Source organism: Sphingomonas sp. 67-41, assembly GCF_001899725.1.
Taxonomy (GTDB): domain Bacteria; phylum Pseudomonadota; class Alphaproteobacteria; order Sphingomonadales; family Sphingomonadaceae; genus Sphingomonas; species Sphingomonas leidyi.
This window is the reverse complement of record NZ_MKWJ01000022.1, coordinates 1,120,801-1,136,461: the sequence shown is the minus strand read 5'-3', so window position 1 is coordinate 1,136,461 and position 15,661 is coordinate 1,120,801. Positions and strand designations below refer to the sequence as shown.

At 68.6% G+C, this 15,661-nt stretch carries 16 protein-coding genes; 13 read left to right on the top strand and 3 right to left on the bottom strand.

Features of this window, described 5'->3' with window-relative positions; all coding sequences use genetic code 11:
* Positions 1 to 42: 42 nt before the first annotated feature.
* Entirely contained in the window at positions 43 to 957 is a 915-nt protein-coding gene (locus BGP17_RS16465) for a tetratricopeptide repeat protein (RefSeq protein ID WP_286712734.1), read from the bottom strand.
* Between the two features lie 266 nt (positions 958 to 1,223).
* Between BGP17_RS16465 and BGP17_RS16460 the strand changes: the two genes are divergently transcribed.
* From BGP17_RS16460 to BGP17_RS16435, 6 genes are all read left to right on the top strand, one after another.
* Entirely contained in the window at positions 1,224 to 1,778 is a 555-nt protein-coding gene (locus BGP17_RS16460) for a F0F1 ATP synthase subunit delta (RefSeq protein ID WP_167299495.1), read from the top strand.
* 10 nt (positions 1,779 to 1,788) lie between these two features.
* A complete protein-coding gene (gene atpA, locus BGP17_RS16455; RefSeq protein WP_167299496.1) occupies positions 1,789 to 3,318 on the top strand; it encodes a F0F1 ATP synthase subunit alpha in 1,530 nt (509 codons plus the stop codon).
* Positions 3,319 to 3,328: 10 nt separating this feature from the next.
* Positions 3,329 to 3,946 (top strand): LysE family translocator, encoded by a 618-nt coding sequence (locus BGP17_RS16450; RefSeq protein WP_286712732.1) that lies wholly within the window; start codon positions 3,329 to 3,331, stop codon positions 3,944 to 3,946.
* The gene (locus tag BGP17_RS16445; RefSeq protein WP_167299497.1) at positions 3,947 to 4,828 is read left to right on the top strand and encodes a F0F1 ATP synthase subunit gamma; all 882 of its coding nucleotides are present in this window, start codon (positions 3,947 to 3,949) and stop codon (positions 4,826 to 4,828) included.
* Between the two features lie 24 nt (positions 4,829 to 4,852).
* Positions 4,853 to 6,379, top strand: a complete 1,527-nt coding sequence (atpD, locus tag BGP17_RS16440) for a F0F1 ATP synthase subunit beta (RefSeq protein ID WP_286712730.1) — start codon at positions 4,853 to 4,855, stop codon at positions 6,377 to 6,379.
* A gap of 126 nt (positions 6,380 to 6,505) precedes the next feature.
* A complete protein-coding gene (locus BGP17_RS16435; RefSeq protein WP_167299498.1) occupies positions 6,506 to 6,763 on the top strand; it encodes an ATP synthase F1 subunit epsilon in 258 nt (85 codons plus the stop codon).
* A gap of 117 nt (positions 6,764 to 6,880) precedes the next feature.
* Here BGP17_RS16435 and BGP17_RS16430 read toward each other — a convergent pair whose 3' ends face one another.
* A complete protein-coding gene (locus BGP17_RS16430) occupies positions 6,881 to 7,324 on the bottom strand; it encodes a DUF6265 family protein (protein WP_286712729.1) in 444 nt (147 codons plus the stop codon).
* 84 nt (positions 7,325 to 7,408) lie between these two features.
* Between BGP17_RS16430 and BGP17_RS16425 the strand changes: the two genes are divergently transcribed.
* The 5 genes from BGP17_RS16425 (at position 7,409) to BGP17_RS16405 (ending at position 13,478) form a co-directional block, all read left to right on the top strand.
* Positions 7,409 to 8,116: an AraC family transcriptional regulator gene (locus tag BGP17_RS16425; protein WP_286712727.1), complete on the top strand. Its 708-nt coding sequence runs from the start codon at positions 7,409 to 7,411 to the stop codon at positions 8,114 to 8,116.
* Between the two features lie 75 nt (positions 8,117 to 8,191).
* Positions 8,192 to 9,682: a hypothetical protein gene (locus tag BGP17_RS16420; RefSeq protein ID WP_286712725.1), complete on the top strand. Its 1,491-nt coding sequence runs from the start codon at positions 8,192 to 8,194 to the stop codon at positions 9,680 to 9,682.
* A gap of 56 nt (positions 9,683 to 9,738) precedes the next feature.
* The gene (locus BGP17_RS16415) at positions 9,739 to 11,298 is read left to right on the top strand and encodes a TadA family conjugal transfer-associated ATPase (RefSeq protein ID WP_167299502.1); all 1,560 of its coding nucleotides are present in this window, start codon (positions 9,739 to 9,741) and stop codon (positions 11,296 to 11,298) included.
* A gap of 25 nt (positions 11,299 to 11,323) precedes the next feature.
* A complete protein-coding gene (locus BGP17_RS16410) occupies positions 11,324 to 12,478 on the top strand; it encodes an aspartyl protease family protein (protein ID WP_286712723.1) in 1,155 nt (384 codons plus the stop codon).
* A 106-nt stretch (positions 12,479 to 12,584) separates the two neighbouring features.
* Positions 12,585 to 13,478 (top strand): retropepsin-like aspartic protease, encoded by an 894-nt coding sequence (locus BGP17_RS16405; protein ID WP_286712721.1) that lies wholly within the window; start codon positions 12,585 to 12,587, stop codon positions 13,476 to 13,478.
* Between the two features lie 11 nt (positions 13,479 to 13,489).
* On the opposite strand, the gene BGP17_RS16400 is transcribed toward BGP17_RS16405, so the two are convergent.
* A complete protein-coding gene (locus BGP17_RS16400; RefSeq protein ID WP_243857276.1) occupies positions 13,490 to 13,699 on the bottom strand; it encodes a hypothetical protein in 210 nt (69 codons plus the stop codon).
* Positions 13,700 to 13,729: 30 nt separating this feature from the next.
* Here BGP17_RS16400 and BGP17_RS16395 point away from each other — a divergent pair, with 30 nt between their 5' ends.
* The gene (locus BGP17_RS16395) at positions 13,730 to 14,551 is read left to right on the top strand and encodes a class I SAM-dependent methyltransferase (RefSeq protein ID WP_167299505.1); all 822 of its coding nucleotides are present in this window, start codon (positions 13,730 to 13,732) and stop codon (positions 14,549 to 14,551) included.
* Positions 14,552 to 14,600: 49 nt separating this feature from the next.
* Positions 14,601 to 15,656 (top strand): methyl-accepting chemotaxis protein, encoded by a 1,056-nt coding sequence (locus tag BGP17_RS16390; protein ID WP_286712720.1) that lies wholly within the window; start codon positions 14,601 to 14,603, stop codon positions 15,654 to 15,656.
* Positions 15,657 to 15,661 lie beyond the last annotated feature (5 nt).

The window sequence follows — 15,661 nt, the reverse complement described above, 5'->3', positions numbered from 1 at the left end:
GCGGCCGATCGGAGAAGCGACGCTTCGGCCCCTACCGAAGCTTCACCGCCACCGCGCGCGAATCGCCGCATCCTCCCGGCCGGCGATCAGCCGGATCGCGCGGTCGGCGCCCTCCCTGCCCTCGGACGCCCCGGCACGCGCTGCCGCGTGGTACAGCTCCAGCGCCTTCTCATACTGGCCCGCCTGCTCGGCGCAGAGGCCCAGGTCGAAGCTGATCGAGGGATGGTCCGGCACTTCCGCCGCAAGAGCCGCCCAGCCGGCGCAGGCGCCGCGCACGTCGCGCTTGGTCAGCTTCACCAGTTCCTTGAAGCGCTTCGCCTGGTCCCTGGCCATCCCCTTGTCGCTCTCGCGTACGCGGATGGTATAGGTCGAGACGGTCGGCGCGATGTCGCCGCGCACCGAATGGCCGAGATTGCGGATCGCATCGGCGATCACTTCCTCCACCGGCGCCGGGCGCCCCTCGTTCCCTTCGCACCAGCTGCTCTCCTGCGTGAAGGGCTTGGTCGTCGAATAGACGATCCGCCCGTCGCGATTGCGCACCAGGCGCAGATCGGCCTTCACGCTGACGATCCGGCGGCGGCAGCGCAGCTCGACTTCCTCCTCCCGGACGCACTTCTTCTGATTGGCGCTGTCCTTCTCGACGCAGCGCTTCTCGCGCCGCCGGAACGGCGATTCGTCGACGCCCGTCGTCACGCCGCCGGTGAGCGAGCCCTCGGCATTGTTCCGCCCGGCGCGGCCGCCCATCAGGCTGAAATGCGTGCCCGACAGCCCCTGCTCGATTGCCCGCGCCAGCGCTTCGCCGTCCTGCCCCTCGATCCGGTCGATCGAGATCGAGCGCAACAGGCTGGCCTCGCGGTTCGGCGCGGCCAGCTCGCCGCGGATCTCCAGCACTTCGGCATGGGCGATGCCGGCGATCAGGCCCGCGACTGCGATGCCGCCAAGAATCCGCTTGTTCACTTCACCCTTCCCCCAAAAGGTCGTCGCGGGCGCCGTTTACCACACGAAACGATTCGGTACATGCCCGGGGCAGTCCTTGTTTCAAGAGCCGTTCGTGGCGTGCGAATCGGACTCGGGTTGCATCCCCGTGACACCGATGCTAACCGCGCCGCGACCCATAGGGGGCCGTATGGGGCAGCCGTCAGAGTAATACTTTGATGGAGCCGGAAATCGGCCCCCAATTCATATGGGGCTGAAACCCGAACCTCCGAGAGGAACCCGATCGCGTGGAGAATTCCGCCGGTATCCAGGCAAGCCTAAGCGGACGCTACGCTACCGCCCTGTTCGAGCTCGCGCGTGATTCGAAGGCGCTGGGCCAGGTCGAGGCCAGCCTCGGCACCGTGGCCAGGGCGCTTGCCGAATCGAGCGACTTCAAGGCGCTGACCGCCAGCCCGCTGGTTTCGCGTGCCGACGCCGCCAAGGCCGTCGCCGCCGTCGCCGCGAGCCTGAAGCTCGATGCCACCACCACCAGCTTCCTGGGCGTGCTGGCGCAGAACCGCCGGCTGAACCAGCTGCCCGCGGTGATCCGCGCCTTCCGCCAGCTGGCCGCCGCCCATCGCGGCGAGACCACGGCCGAAGTCACCTCCGCCCACCCGCTTTCCGCCGATCAGGTCGACGCGCTCAAGCAGCAGCTGCGCGCGCGCATCGGCCGGGAAGTGGCCGTCGACCTCTCGGTCGACCCCTCGCTCCTTGGCGGGCTGGTCGTGAAGATCGGCAGCCAGATGATCGACAGCTCGATCAAGACCCGACTCAATTCCCTCGCGCACGCGATGAAAGGCTGAAGGCTAAGACATGGATATCCGCGCCGCAGAAATCTCGAAGGTCATCAAGGACCAGATCGCCAATTTCGGCTCCGAGGCCCAGGTCTCCGAGACCGGCCAGGTGCTCAGCGTCGGTGACGGCATCGCGCGCATCCACGGGCTCGACAACGTCCAGGCGGGCGAGATGGTCGAGTTCGCGAACGGCGTGCAGGGCATGGCGCTCAACCTCGAGGCCGACAATGTCGGCGTCGTGATCTTCGGTTCGGACGCCGAGATCCGCGAAGGCGACACCGTCAAGCGCACCGGCACCATCGTGGACGTGCCCGTCGGCAAGGGCCTGCTCGGCCGCGTCGTGGACGGCCTGGGCAACCCGATCGACGGCAAGGGCCCGATCGTCGCCGAGAAGCGCAGCCGCGTCGAAGTGAAGGCGCCGGGCATCATCCCGCGCAAGTCGGTCCACGAGCCGGTGCAGACCGGCCTCAAGGCGATCGACGCGCTCGTCCCCGTCGGCCGCGGCCAGCGCGAGCTGATCATCGGCGACCGCCAGACCGGCAAGTCGGCCGTCGCGATCGACACATTCATCAACCAGAAGACCGTCAACGCCGGCAATGACGAGAGCAAGAAGCTCTATTGCGTCTATGTCGCCGTCGGCCAGAAGCGCTCGACCGTCGCCCAGCTGGTGCGCACGCTCGAGGAGAATGGCGCGATGGAATATTCCATCGTCGTCGCCGCCACCGCGTCGGATCCCGCGCCGCTGCAGTTCCTCGCGCCGTACACCGGCACCGCGATGGGCGAGTATTTCCGCGACAACGGCATGCATGCGCTGATCGTGTTCGACGATCTGTCGAAGCAGGCCGTCGCCTATCGCCAGATGTCGCTGCTGCTCCGCCGTCCGCCGGGCCGCGAAGCCTATCCGGGCGACGTCTTCTATCTCCACAGCCGCCTGCTCGAGCGCGCCGCCAAGCTCAACGACGCCAATGGCAACGGCTCGCTCACCGCGCTGCCGATCATCGAGACCCAGGCGGGCGACGTGTCGGCCTATATCCCGACCAACGTGATCTCGATCACCGACGGCCAGATCTTCCTCGAGACCGACCTGTTCAACGCCGGCATCCGCCCGGCGATCAACGTCGGCCTCTCGGTGTCGCGCGTGGGCTCCTCGGCGCAGACCAAGGCGATGAAGAAGGTCTCGGGCTCGATCAAGCTCGACCTCGCGCAGTATCGCGAGATGGCGGCGTTCGCGCAGTTCGGTTCGGACCTCGACGCCTCGACCCAGCGCCTGCTGAACCGCGGCGCGCGCCTGACCGAGCTGCTCAAGCAGCCGCAGTTCAACCCGCTGCCCTTCGAGGAGCAGACCGCGTCGATCTTCGCCGGCACCCAGGGCTTCCTGGACACCGTCGCTGTGCAGGACGTGGTGCGCTACGAAGCGGCGATGCTCGCCGACCTGCGCGCGAACCACGCCGATATCCTGAGCGCGATCCGCGACTCGAAGGACCTGTCGGACGAGGTGAAGGCAAAGCTCAAGGCCGCCCTCGAGGCGTTCGCCAAGACCTTCGCCTGATCGCCAGCCGGTGGCCGACCACTCCCTCCTCGCATGGACGCTGCTCAGCGTCGGCCTCGTGCTGACGCCCGGGCCGGACACCATGCTCGTCGCGGGTCACGCGGCGCGAGGAGGCGTGCGGGCCGGCCTGGCGGCGGTCTCGGGCGTGGTGCTCGGCGGGCTGTGGTACATGGCGCTGTGCGGCTTCGGCTTCCTCGCCATACTGTCGGTCTTCCCGGCGCTGTTCACGGTGGTGAAGACCGCCGGCGCGATCTACCTGGCCTGGCTCGGCTTCAAGCTGGTCCGCGGCGCGGTTCGGCCGGCAGCGGCCGCCGCCGAGGCGCCCGCGCTGGGCAAGCCCTTCTGGCAGGGGCTGCTCACCACTGCGCTCAATCCCAAGGTCGCGCTGTTCTTCCTCGCCATCCTGCCGCAGTTCGTCGGCACCGGCCCTGACGCTCCGCTCAAGGGCGCACTGCTGATCGCGGTGCCCTATGTGCTCGGCGGCTTCTGGCTCGCCGGCATCAGCTTCGTGGCCGCCCGTGCGGGCCGCGCCGCGAAGCAGAGCAGCGCGATGCGCTGGATCGAGGGCGTTCTCGGCGTCGCATTTGTTGGTCTCGCGGGCCGTCTGGCCCTTGCTCGGAATTCGTAAATGGCAAGTTTGAAGGCCCTCAAGATCCGCATCGGCTCGGTGAAGTCGACGCAGAAGATCACCAAGGCGATGAAGATGGTCGCCGCCGCCAAGCTGCGCCGCGCGCAGGAAGCGGCCGAGGCCGGGCGCCCCTATGCCCAGCGCCTCGAAGGCGTCGTCGCCAGCCTGGCCGGCAAGGTGACGGTGAGCGAAAGCTCGCCCAAGCTGCTCGCCGGCACCGGCAAGGACCAGGTGCACCTGCTCGTCGTCGCCACCAGCGACAAGGGCCTGGCCGGCGCGTTCAACACCAACATCGCCCGCCTGGCCCGCCGCCACGCACAGGAGCTGGTGGCGCAGGGCAAGACGGTGAAGATCTACACGATCGGCCGCAAGGGCCGCGCCGTGCTCAACCGCCAGTTCCCGAAGGACATCGTCCATTCGATCGAGCCGGGCGACCTGGGCAAGCTGGGCTTCGCCGATGCCCGCGGCTATGCCGACGACCTGATCGCGCGCTTCGAGGCGGGCGAGTTCGACGTGGCGACGCTCTTCTACTCCACCTTCAAGTCGGTCCTCGCCCAGGAGCCGACCGCGCAGCAGATCATCCCGGTCGCCGTCCCGGCAGCGGCCGCGGAGACGCCGGGCAGCGGCGCCGCCGTCACCTATGAGCCCGACGAGGAATCGATCCTCGCCGACCTGCTGCCGCGCAACGTCGCCGTGCAGCTCTACCGCGCGATGCGTGAGAACGCCGCGTCGGAGCAGGGCAGCAAGATGACCGCGATGGACAATGCCACGCGCAACGCCGGCGACCTGATCAAGCGCCTCAACACGCTGTACAACCGTCAGCGCCAGGCCGCGATCACCACCGAGCTGGTGGAAATCATTTCGGGCGCCGAAGCGCTCTAAGACCGTTCGAACGAGGAAACAGCAATGGCAACCGAAGCTCCGACCGCAGAGAAGCCCGCCCGCAAGCCGCGCGCAACCAAGCCGAAGGCGGATGCCGCCGGCACTCTGCCGACGACGACCAACAATGTCGGCCGCATCAGCCAGGTGATCGGCGCCGTCGTCGACGTCGCCTTCGAAGGCGCGCTGCCGGCGATTCTCTCGGCGCTCGAGACCGACAACAACGGCAACGCGCTCGTCCTCGAGGTCGCGCAGCACCTGGGCGAGAACACCGTCCGCACGATCGCGATGGACTCGACCGAGGGCCTGACCCGCGGCCAGACCGTGACCGACACCGGCTCGCAGATCCGGGTGCCGGTCGGCCCCGCCACGCTCGGCCGCATCCTCAACGTCGTCGGCGAGCCGATCGACGAGCGCGGCCCGGTCGGCACCGACCTGCGCGCGCCGATCCATGCCGAGGCCCCGCTGTTCGTCGACCAGTCGACCGAGAGCGCGATCCTCGTCACCGGCATCAAGGTCATCGACCTGCTCGCGCCGTACGCAAAGGGCGGCAAGATCGGCCTGTTCGGCGGCGCCGGCGTGGGCAAGACCGTGCTCATCCAGGAACTGATCAACAACATCGCCAAGGGCCATGGCGGCACCTCGGTGTTCGCCGGCGTCGGCGAGCGGACCCGTGAGGGCAACGACCTCTATCACGAGTTCCTCGACGCGGGCGTCATCGCCAAGGACGCCGACGGCAACGCGATCAGCGAAGGTTCGAAGGTGGCGCTGGTCTATGGCCAGATGAACGAGCCGCCGGGCGCCCGTGCCCGCGTCGCGCTGTCGGGCCTGACGATCGCCGAATATTTCCGCGACGTCGAAGGCCAGGACGTGCTGTTCTTCGTCGACAACATCTTCCGCTTCACCCAGGCGGGCGCGGAAGTGTCGGCGCTGCTCGGCCGCATTCCTTCGGCCGTGGGCTATCAGCCGACCCTGTCGACCGACATGGGCGCGCTGCAGGAGCGCATCACCTCGACCAACAAGGGCTCGATCACTTCGGTGCAGGCCGTGTACGTCCCCGCGGACGACCTTACCGACCCGGCGCCGGCGACGTCGTTCGCCCACCTCGACGCGACGACCGTGCTCAACCGCGCGATCTCGGAGCTCGGCATCTATCCGGCGGTGGATCCGCTGGACTCGACCAGCCGCGTGCTCGAGCCGCGCGTCGTCGGCCAGGAGCATTACGAGACGGCCCGTGCGGTCCAGTCGATCCTGCAGAAGTACAAGTCGCTGCAGGACATCATCGCCATCCTCGGCATGGACGAGCTCTCGGAAGAGGACAAGCTGACCGTCTCGCGCGCCCGCAAGATCCAGCGCTTCCTTTCGCAGCCCTTCCACGTCGCCGAAGTGTTCACCGGCATCGACGGCAAGTTCGTGCAGATCGAGGACACGATCCGCTCGTTCAAGGCAGTGGTGAACGGCGAGTATGACCATCTGCCGGAAGCAGCCTTCTACATGGTCGGCGGCATCGACGATGCCATCGCCAAGGGCAAGAAGCTGGCCGAAGAGGCGTAAGAGGAACACCTCCCTCTCTCCGCTTGCGGGGAGAGGGCCGGGGAGAGGGGCCTGAACGCCGGGCGCTCGATACTCCCCCTCTCCCCAGCCCTCTCCCCTGAAGGGGAGAGGGAGTAAGGTAAGAAAATGACCCTGCACTTCGAACTCGTCACCCCCGAAAAGCTCCTCCGCTCGGAGGAAGTGCACATGGTCGTCGTCCCCGGCACCGAGGGCGATTTCGGCGTGCTCGAAGGCCATGCCCCGCTGATGTCGACCATCCGCGACGGCAATCTCGAGATCTACAAGGCCGGCGCCACCACGCCGGAGACGATCCGCATCGAAGGCGGTTTCGCGGAAGTGAACGAGAAGGGCCTGACGGTCCTCGCCGAGAAGGCCGAAGGCTGAGGCCAGCCTGCGGGACCCGCCTGCCCGCTCCGTCATCCCGGTGAAAGCCGGGATTCCGGGGAGGCTCTCGTCCCGCCTAGAACGGCCCGGGATTCCGGTTTTCGCCGGGAGGACGCGTTACTTGGCGACCCGCCGATAGGCCCAGCGCATCGGCTTGCCGCCATCGGCCAGCGAAATCTCCGCCATCAGCATCTCGCCCTCGCGCCAATAGCGGATGCGCTGCGGGTAATCGTGTTCCGCGTTGACGAAGGTGACGCCCTGCGCCGCCGCGTCGCGCGCTGCCGCCCGGAAATCGGTCGCGGCCTGTCCGGCCGGCTCGGCATGGAAGACGAACCCGCCTGCATCGCCGCTGATCCGCATCGGCTCGCTCCGCTCACCCTTCGCGCTCGTCGTGACGGTGACGCCGCGCATCACCTGATCCGATCCCATCGGCTCCCAGGTCTCGCAGGTCGTGCGGCCGCCCCGCGGCTCGGTGCACCATTTGCCGACCAGCCAGCCGAACGGCATTTCCTGCGGACCGGCCAGGCCCAGTCCGGCGAGCAGAATGATGTTGGCGATCATCTCGATTCCTCCCTGTTCCGCGTCGCGCGATACGCTGCGCCGCCCGCACTGGCTTGAACCGACGCGACATGCGAGGCTGGCGCCATGGACTATGCCGAGCTGCCCTTGCCGCCCGCGCTCGCCGGCCTCGTCGCCGCGGTGTGGACGCTCGCCGCCAGCCAGCCGGGATGGGTGGAACATGAAGCGACGCCCGATGGCTGTGTCGAGCTGATCCGCCGCCATGCCGGCCGCTCCGAATGGCGGCGCGACCAGCCGGAATTTTTCGCCACCGGCCTTTCGGACCGTCCGATCCGGTTCGGCTTCAGCGGCGACGCGCGCTTCACTGCGATCAAGCTCTGGCCCTGGGCATGGCACGCGCTGGGCGGCGCGCCATGCCCCGGCTTCGCCGACGACTGGATCGCAGTCGCGCCCGATTCGGCGCTGGCGATGCTCCTGCAGGGCGATCCGGTCGCCAACCTTGCCGGCGCCTTGGCCAGCGCCGTGCCGCCGCCGCTAGCCCGGGCGATCCTGGCGTCGGACAGCGTCGCCACGATTGCCGCGCGCACCGGCCTGCCACATCGTCGCCTGCAACGCATCTTCGCGCGCGAGCTGGGGCTGGCACCGCGCACCTATTTGCGGCTGCTGCGCTTCCGCGAGGCCCTGCAGGACGTCCAGCAGGGCGCGGACACGCTCGCCGGCACCGCCGCCGCGCGCGGCTATGCCGATCAGGCGCACATGGCCCGCGATTTCCGGGCCCTTGCCGGCATGCCGCCCAGCAACGCCCGCGCCCGCGCCCGCGGACCTTTCCTCTAGCCGCGGCCGCTACCCGGTCTTAACTCCGTGCTCCTATCTTCCGGCGAGCGAGAAGGGGGACCCGAGACGATGGCAATGGCGCGCTGGCAGGGCCTCGAACGCGCGCGCCCGGCACTGTTCGCCCTGTTCCTGCTCGTCGCGCTGGCGGTGCGCTGGCCCGCCTATGGCGAGTGGAACTATGCCGTGGACGACCAGTATTTCGCGCTGGTCGGGCGCAGGCTCCTTGCCGGCGACCTTCTCTATGTCGACATCTGGGACCGCAAGCCGCCGCTCCTCTATCTGACCTATGCCGCGATCGCCCGGATCCAGCCATCGGCGCTGGCCTATCAGCTCGTCGCCACGGTCTTCGCCGCGCTCGGCGGCTATGGCACCGCGCGAATCGCCCGGCTGATCGCGCCCCTTCCGGCGGCGCCGATGGCCGGCATCGCCTATTGCGTGCTGCTCACGCGCTTTGGCGGCGGGAATGGCGAAGCGGCGGTGTTCTACAATCCGCTGATCCTCGCCACCGCCTGGTCGATCGCCGCCAGCATCGCGCAGTTGCGGCGCGGCGTGCTGCCGCCTCGGGTGCTGCTCGGCATGTTCACCGCCGGCCTCGCGATCGGCTTCAAGCAATCGGCGGGGTTCGAAGCCCTGTTCTTCGGCATCGCCACCCTCGCGATCCTGGCGCGCAGCGGCATGGACTGGCGCGCGCTGGCGGTTCGCGCCGCGGCGATGGCCGCGCTCGGCGCACTGCCCCTCGCCGCGATCGGCCTCGCCTATTGGTGGATGGGGCATTTCCCGCAGCTGTGGCAGGCGCTGGTGCTGTCGAACTTCGCCCGCGCCTATGATGCCGGCCGGATGACGCGCGCGCTGGCGCTGGCCGGGCTGTTGTGCCTTCCGCTCCTGTTCGCGGTCCTCGGCTATCTGCGCGGCCGCGCCAGCCGGCCCGCGCCGCTCGATTTCCTCGCCTGCTGGGCAGTTGCGGCAACCCTGGCCGTCGCGATCTTTCCCGGCCTCTATCTCCATTATGCCCTGCCCCTGCTGGCACCGCTGGCGATACTGGGCGCCCCCTTCTTCGCCCGGCCGGGAATCGGCGCGCTCGGCTTCGCCGCGCTGCTCGTCCTGAATCTCGCAACGTCGGACATGTTCGACCTGCCCGTCCGCGCGCGCGCCCGGCCTGCCGCCGCCGCATTGGTGGAGCAGGTGCGTCAGGTAACGCCGCATGGCAGGCTGCTGGTGTTCGGCATGCCGAGCTATCTCTATGCCGCGATCGGCAGCGCCCCGCCCACTATCCTCGCCTTCCCCGCCCATTTCTACGAAGGCGCGGAATCGGGCGCGAGCGGCATCGACGAAGTGGCCGAGCTGCGCCGCGTGCTGCGCGCGGAGCCCGAGACCGTCGTCGTCCAGGAGCCGCTTCCAGCCGCGCCGCTGAACGAAGCGAATGTCGCCCAGGTCATTCGCTATGTCCGCCGCTGCGAAGCCGTGCGGCGCATGACGATCTACGATCATGAGGGGGAGAAGCGCATGGCCGTCCATAGCGGCTGCGCCCGCGCCGCGCCCACATCGCCGCCGGCCGCGGAAGATTAGGCAAATCTCAAGCCTTCGCGGTTAACGCTCGCCGAACGAGGGGACATTGGATTCTGATGAGCGCTTTCGGACGACGCAGCGGATTGGGTGGTGGACCGGCAGGCCGGCCGGCGTTCGGTGTCGCACGGCCGATGCAGGGCGGCGGGCCGCTGCCGCGCCCGGTGGATCCCGCGCCGCTCGGCGGCGAGCAATTCCCGCCGATCAACTCGGTGCCGCTGCCCGGCCAGGGCGGCGCCGACGGGTTCGAGCAACGTGACCCGAGCGGCCCCAGCGTCGCCAGCGCAGAGGCGATGCAGCGCCTCGCCGATCGCCAGGCCGCGGCCGGCGAGCAGGGCAATTCGCGCGTCGAGGGATTCGAGGCCTCGATTCACCGCATCAAGGAACAGGTGCTGCCGCGCCTGCTCGAGCGCGTCGATCCCGAAGCGGCCGCGACGCTCAGCAAGGATGAGCTGGCCGAGGAATTCCGCCCGATCATCGGCGAGGTGCTCGCCGAACTGAAGCTCACGCTCAACCGCCGCGAACAGTTCGCGCTCGAAAAGGTGCTGGTCGACGAGCTGCTCGGCCTGGGGCCGCTCGAGGAGCTGCTCGCCGATACGGCCATCTCGGACATCATGGTCAACGGCCCCGAGCAGACCTTTGTCGAGCGCAAGGGCAAGCTCGAGCTGGCCAATATCCAGTTCCGCGACGAGGAGCATCTGTTCCAGATCGCGCAGCGCATCTGCAACTCGGTCGGCCGCCGCGTCGACCAGACCACGCCGCTGGCCGACGCCCGCCTGAAGGACGGCAGCCGCGTCAACGTGATCGTGCCGCCGCTGAGCCTGCGCGGCACCGCGATCTCGATCCGTAAATTCTCGGCCAAGCCGATCACGCTCGACATGATGGCCCAGGGCGGATCGATGTCGCAGAAGATGGCGACGATGCTGAAGATCGCGGGCGCCAGCCGCTTCAACATCGTCATCTCGGGCGGTACCGGCTCGGGCAAGACGACGATGCTCAACGCCCTGTCGAAGATGATCGACCCGGGCGAGCGCGTGCTGACGATCGAGGACGCGGCCGAACTCCGGCTGCAGCAGCCGCACTGGCTGCCGCTGGAGACCCGCCCGCCCAACCTGGAAGGCCAGGGCGAGATCACCATCCGCGATCTCGTCAAGAACGCGCTGCGCATGCGCCCGGACCGGATCATCCTGGGCGAAATTCGCGGATCCGAATGCTTCGACATGCTGTCGGCGATGAACACCGGCCATGACGGCTCGATGTGCACGCTCCACTCCAACTCCCCGCGCGAGGCGCTCGCCCGCATGGAGAACATGGTGATGATGTCGGACATCAAGGTGCCCAAGGAAGCGATCAGCCGCCAGATCGCCGATTCGGTCGATCTCATCATCCAGGTGAAGCGCCTGCGCGACGGCAGCCGCCGCGTGACCAACGTCACCGAGGTGATCGGCATGGAAGGCCCGGTGATCGTCACCCAGGAGCTGTTCAAGTTCGAATATCTGGACGAGAGCGCCGACGGCAAGATCATCGGCGAATATCGCTCGATGGGCCTGCGCCCCTATACGCTCGACAAGGCCAAGCAATATGGCTTCGACCAGGCATTGCTCGAGGCGTGCCTCTGATCGCCTGACCGGCTAGACCATGCCGGTGCTCGGCTTCCTCCTGCCCCTCGCGCTCGCCTCGGTTCCTCCCGTTTCCAGCGGCGCGGAAGCGAAGGACGGCATCACCCTGGCGTCCGACAGCGAAGCGCGCTGGATCGCGTTCGACCTGACGCCCTCCAACCAGATCCGCTTCGAGGCAGTGCTGAACGGCCGGCCCGTGCGCGCCGTGCTCGACACCGGGCTCACCAACACGCTCGCCACCCAGGATTTCGCCACCCGCGCGCGGCTCGCCGCCGGGCACCGCCAGCCCGCCCTGGCGATCGGCGGCGGCGTGGAAGTCGCCTGGGCGCCCGGCGGCACGCTCGTCATCGGCGGGCTCACCCGGCGCGGCGGGCGCATCGCCATCCCGGACGCGCCCGGCCAGGAGCGGTTCGGCGCGGACCTGCTGATCGGCAGCGACGTGCTGAGCTGCTGCGCGCTCGACATCGACTATGCGGTGCGCCGTTTCCGCATCCTGCCGACGGGCCGCCTGCCCTTCACCGGCACCACCGCGCCGCTCGCGCTCCAGCGCGACGCCGGCGTACCGGTCACCGAGATCCGCCTGGCCGGCACGCGCCTGCGCCCGATGATCGTCGATACCGGCGACGGCGCTTCGGTGACGCTGAGCCGTGCCGCCTGGGCCGGTGCCGATTATCGCGGCGCCGCCATCTCCACCACCCTGGGCTGGGGAATCGGCGGCCCCCTGGTCAGCGAAGTCGCGGTGGTGAACGGCTTCACGCTCGGCGGCGCCGCCCTGCCCGAGACCGAGCTGCGCATCGAGGGAGAGGGCGGCTATTCCGCCGCCGCGGGCGTTGCCGGCCGGATCGGCACCGGGCTGCTGCTGCGCTACCGGGTGCTGCTCGATCCGCGCGCCGGGCGGATGGTGCTCCAGCCCGGTGCCATGGCCGCCGCGCCGGTGCTCCGCTCGACCAGCGGGCTGCTGCTCGGTGCCGAGGGCACGCATCTGCGCGTGCTGCACGTGATGCGCGGCTCGCCCGCCGCCGAATCGGGCTGGCACGAAGGCGAGACGATCTGCGCCGCCGACGGCGTGCCCGTCGCCGGGCGGCCGATCGAATGGAGCGCAGGCGCGCCCGGCCGCACCGTGGCGCTCACGCTGTGCGACGGCAGCGAGCGCATGCTGACGCTGCGACAATTCTACTAGGGCATGCAGGGGCCGGGCACCGCCAGGCCCGTTGACCCGCAATCGATATAGTGCATTATATCAGCAACACACTTTGGGAGGGGGTTGTGCAATCATGGGCTGGAGAATGGCGCGAAACCTTGCCGCTTCGATCGCCGTGGCGGGGATCGGATCGAGCGCGGCCCTTGCCGGCCCCGAGCGGCCGCCGGTTTGCGCGCTGGTGGAGAAGGCGGGTGCCGATGCCCTGCTGAGCGTGCCCTTCCGCGTCGTCGACGGGCGCATCTATGTCGATGCGCGCGTCAATGGCGGCGGGCCCTACAGCTTCGCGGTCGATACGGGCGCGAGCGGCATGGGCCGCGCCGATGCCAGCCTGGTCGCGAAGCTGAAGCTGCCGGTCACCGGAGCCGCCGAGACCTCGGATGCCGTTGCCTCCGCGCGAGTCGATACCGTCCGCCTGGCTTCGGTCGAGCTCGGCGGGCTGGTTCGCCGCGACATCGAAGTGATGACGCGCGACTATAGCAGCAGGATGATGCCCGAGGCGGCGTTCGCCGGGATATTGGGGCGTGCCTTCTTCGCCGACGGGCTGCTGGTGATCGACTATCCGAAGCGAAGGCTCACCTTTACCAGGGGCCCGGGCCTGGCGCGCGGCACGGCGGGCGTGCTCGGATATGAGCGCGCCTTCCGCGTGCCCGTGACGATCGGCGCGATTTCGACCGAAGGCAATCTCGATACCGGCGCCAATGTAAGCTTCGTCCTGCCCAAGCCGCTCTTCGATCGCGTCGGCGGCGGCACGGTCGCGGCGGCGGGCGACGGAAAGCTGAGCAACACGGCCGTGAAGACCGGCAGCGCCACGCTGCGCGGCCCGTTCCGGATCGGATCCGCGACTCTCTCCGACATGACGGTGCGGGTTTCGGACAGATATCCCGAGCTTCTGGTGGGCGCCCATGCCCTGCAGCATTTCGCCCTGCTCGTCGATCAGCGTTCCTCCAGCGTCGCGCTTTGCCCGGCCGGGGCACCCTAGGCCGGCGGGGCTCAGCGCAGGTTTAGCGCCACGCTGGCCAGGATCACCGCGCCCAGCATCGCCATCACCTGGAGGAACTGCCAGGGCACATAGCCGACATCGTCGATCCGCGTGCGCCGACGGCGGCGATGCTCGCCCAGCGCACTGACCACCGCAATCGCCGCCGCGCCTGCCGCACCGAACCATAATTGTTGTTGCATCGAACCGAAGAACCCCCACATGCGCGGACGACATCTAGGGAGGGAATTCGCGTGCGCCAGACCCTGACCGTTCTTGCGGTGCTCACCACTGCCGTCGCCGTGGCCAGCGTCGCCACCGGGGCCCCGCGCACCCAGCGCTCGGCCATCGCCGAAGCGGTCGCCTCGCCCAGCCGCTCGCCGGCCAATGTCGCGCGCGATCCCTATCGCCATCCGGTCGATACGCTCAACTTCTTCGGCGTGAAGCCCGGCAACACCGTGGTCGAGATCTGGCCGGGCGGCGGCTGGTATACGGAGATCCTCGCGCCGCTCACTCGCGCCAAGGGCCAATATTATGCCGCGGTCGGCCCCGATTTCCCGAATGGCGGCAAGGCGGTCGAGGCGCTGAAGGCCAAGGACCCGGCGCTCTACGGCCATGCCAAGCTCGTCGCCTTCCCCGCCGAAGCCGGCCAGCCCAAGGTGGCCGACGGCACCGCCGACATCGTCCTCACCTTCCGCAACGTCCATAACTGGCGGATGGGCTACAAGCGCGGCGACCAGGACTATGCGCCCGAGGCGTTCCGCCAGATGTTCGCGATGCTCAAGAAGGGCGGCACGCTCGGCATCGAGGATCATCGCCTGCCCGAAGCGGCGAGCGACGCGCGCGAGAAGACCAGCGGCTATCTGAAGGTCTCCACCGTCCGCCGCCTGGCCGAGCAGGCCGGCTTCGTCTTCGTCGCCGCGTCCGAGGTCAACGCCAATCCGCGCGACACCGCCGACTGGCCCAAGGGCGTATGGACGCTGCCGCCCACCTATACGCTCAAGGACGTCGACCGCGCGAAGTACGCCGCGATCGGCGAGAGCGACCGGATGACGCTAAAGTTCAGGAAACCCTGATTTTTTCGTGCTAAACGAGGCATTAACCGTCTCGTCTTATCACTGACATGTGCCACGCCGAATTCGAACCCTTCTGTCGGTCCTCCGCGAGGAAGTAGACAGCTATGCCGCGACCAGCGAGGAAATCGCCGCGCGTACCAACCTGCTTGCGCTGAACGCGGCGATCGAAGCCGCGCGCTCGGGCGAGGCCGGGCGCGGCTTCTCGGTGGTGGCGCAGGAAGTGAAGGCGCTGGCGCAACAGGCGCGCGGCGCCTCGATCGAGTTCCGCTCCGAAGTGCGCGAGCGGCTCGCCATGGGCGCCGGCATCGCCGACGAGATGGTGAGCGAGATCGAAGGCACCCGCCTGGTCGAGCTCGCCCAGGCGCTGATCCAGAACGTCTCCCGCCACCTTTATGGCCGCAGCATCGATCTGCGCGTGATGGCGACCGATGCCGAGGTGATCGCGGCGCTCGAGGATCCAAGCCCCGAGACGATCGCCGCGGCGGACGCCAGGCTGGCGCTGCTCACCGAGATTTCTCCCTATTACGTCAACGCCTTCCTTGCCGACGACGCGGGCAAGGTGATCGCCTCGTCCGATCCGCATGCGCGCGTGCGCGGTGTCGACCTGTCGAGCGCTCCGCAATATCTGAACGCGATCCGCAGCCACCGGCGCGACGAATGGTTCACCGACGAAGTGTGGCTCAACCCCTATTCGGACCATCGCGCGGTGCTCGTCTTCGTCACCGGCGTGCGCCCGCGCGGCCGCGACGGACGGCCGCTCGGCGCCTTCTATCTCGAGTTCGACTGGGAGGGGCACATCCCCGCGATCATCTCCGACCTGTCGCTCTTCAGCGAGCGCGACTGGGGGCGGACCAGCATTTCGATCGTCGACGAACAGGATCGGATCGTCGCCACATCGGCGGGCAAGCGCCATGGCGAGCACGTCATGCTGCCGCCCAATGCGGTGCGCGGCGCCGAAGTGCGCGGCGACAACACGATCGCCTTCGCCAGCGCCACCGATTATCACGGATTCGGCGGGCTGGGCCTGCGCTGCGTGATCGAGCAGAAGATGCCCACGCTGGAGGAGATCCGCGCGGCGCTGGGCGTGCTGCGGGCGCGGGGGTGATATCC

What these genes read in the sequence shown, in the direction of transcription:
- atpA (WP_167299496.1), top strand. Translation starts at nt 1,789, where the DNA reads ATGGATATCCGCGCCGCAGAAATCTCGAAGGTCATCAAGGACCAGATC.
- BGP17_RS16445 (WP_167299497.1), top strand. Translation starts at nt 3,947, where the DNA reads ATGGCAAGTTTGAAGGCCCTCAAGATCCGCATCGGCTCGGTGAAGTCG.
- atpD (WP_286712730.1), top strand. Translation starts at nt 4,853, where the DNA reads ATGGCAACCGAAGCTCCGACCGCAGAGAAGCCCGCCCGCAAGCCGCGC.
- BGP17_RS16435 (WP_167299498.1), top strand. Translation starts at nt 6,506, where the DNA reads ATGACCCTGCACTTCGAACTCGTCACCCCCGAAAAGCTCCTCCGCTCG.
- BGP17_RS16430 (WP_286712729.1), bottom strand. Translation starts at nt 7,324, where the DNA reads ATGATCGCCAACATCATTCTGCTCGCCGGACTGGGCCTGGCCGGTCCG.
- BGP17_RS16425 (WP_286712727.1), top strand. Translation starts at nt 7,409, where the DNA reads ATGGACTATGCCGAGCTGCCCTTGCCGCCCGCGCTCGCCGGCCTCGTC.
- BGP17_RS16420 (WP_286712725.1), top strand. Translation starts at nt 8,192, where the DNA reads ATGGCGCGCTGGCAGGGCCTCGAACGCGCGCGCCCGGCACTGTTCGCC.
- BGP17_RS16415 (WP_167299502.1), top strand. Translation starts at nt 9,739, where the DNA reads ATGAGCGCTTTCGGACGACGCAGCGGATTGGGTGGTGGACCGGCAGGC.
- BGP17_RS16405 (WP_286712721.1), top strand. Translation starts at nt 12,585, where the DNA reads ATGGCGCGAAACCTTGCCGCTTCGATCGCCGTGGCGGGGATCGGATCG.
- BGP17_RS16400 (WP_243857276.1), bottom strand. Translation starts at nt 13,699, where the DNA reads ATGTGGGGGTTCTTCGGTTCGATGCAACAACAATTATGGTTCGGTGCG.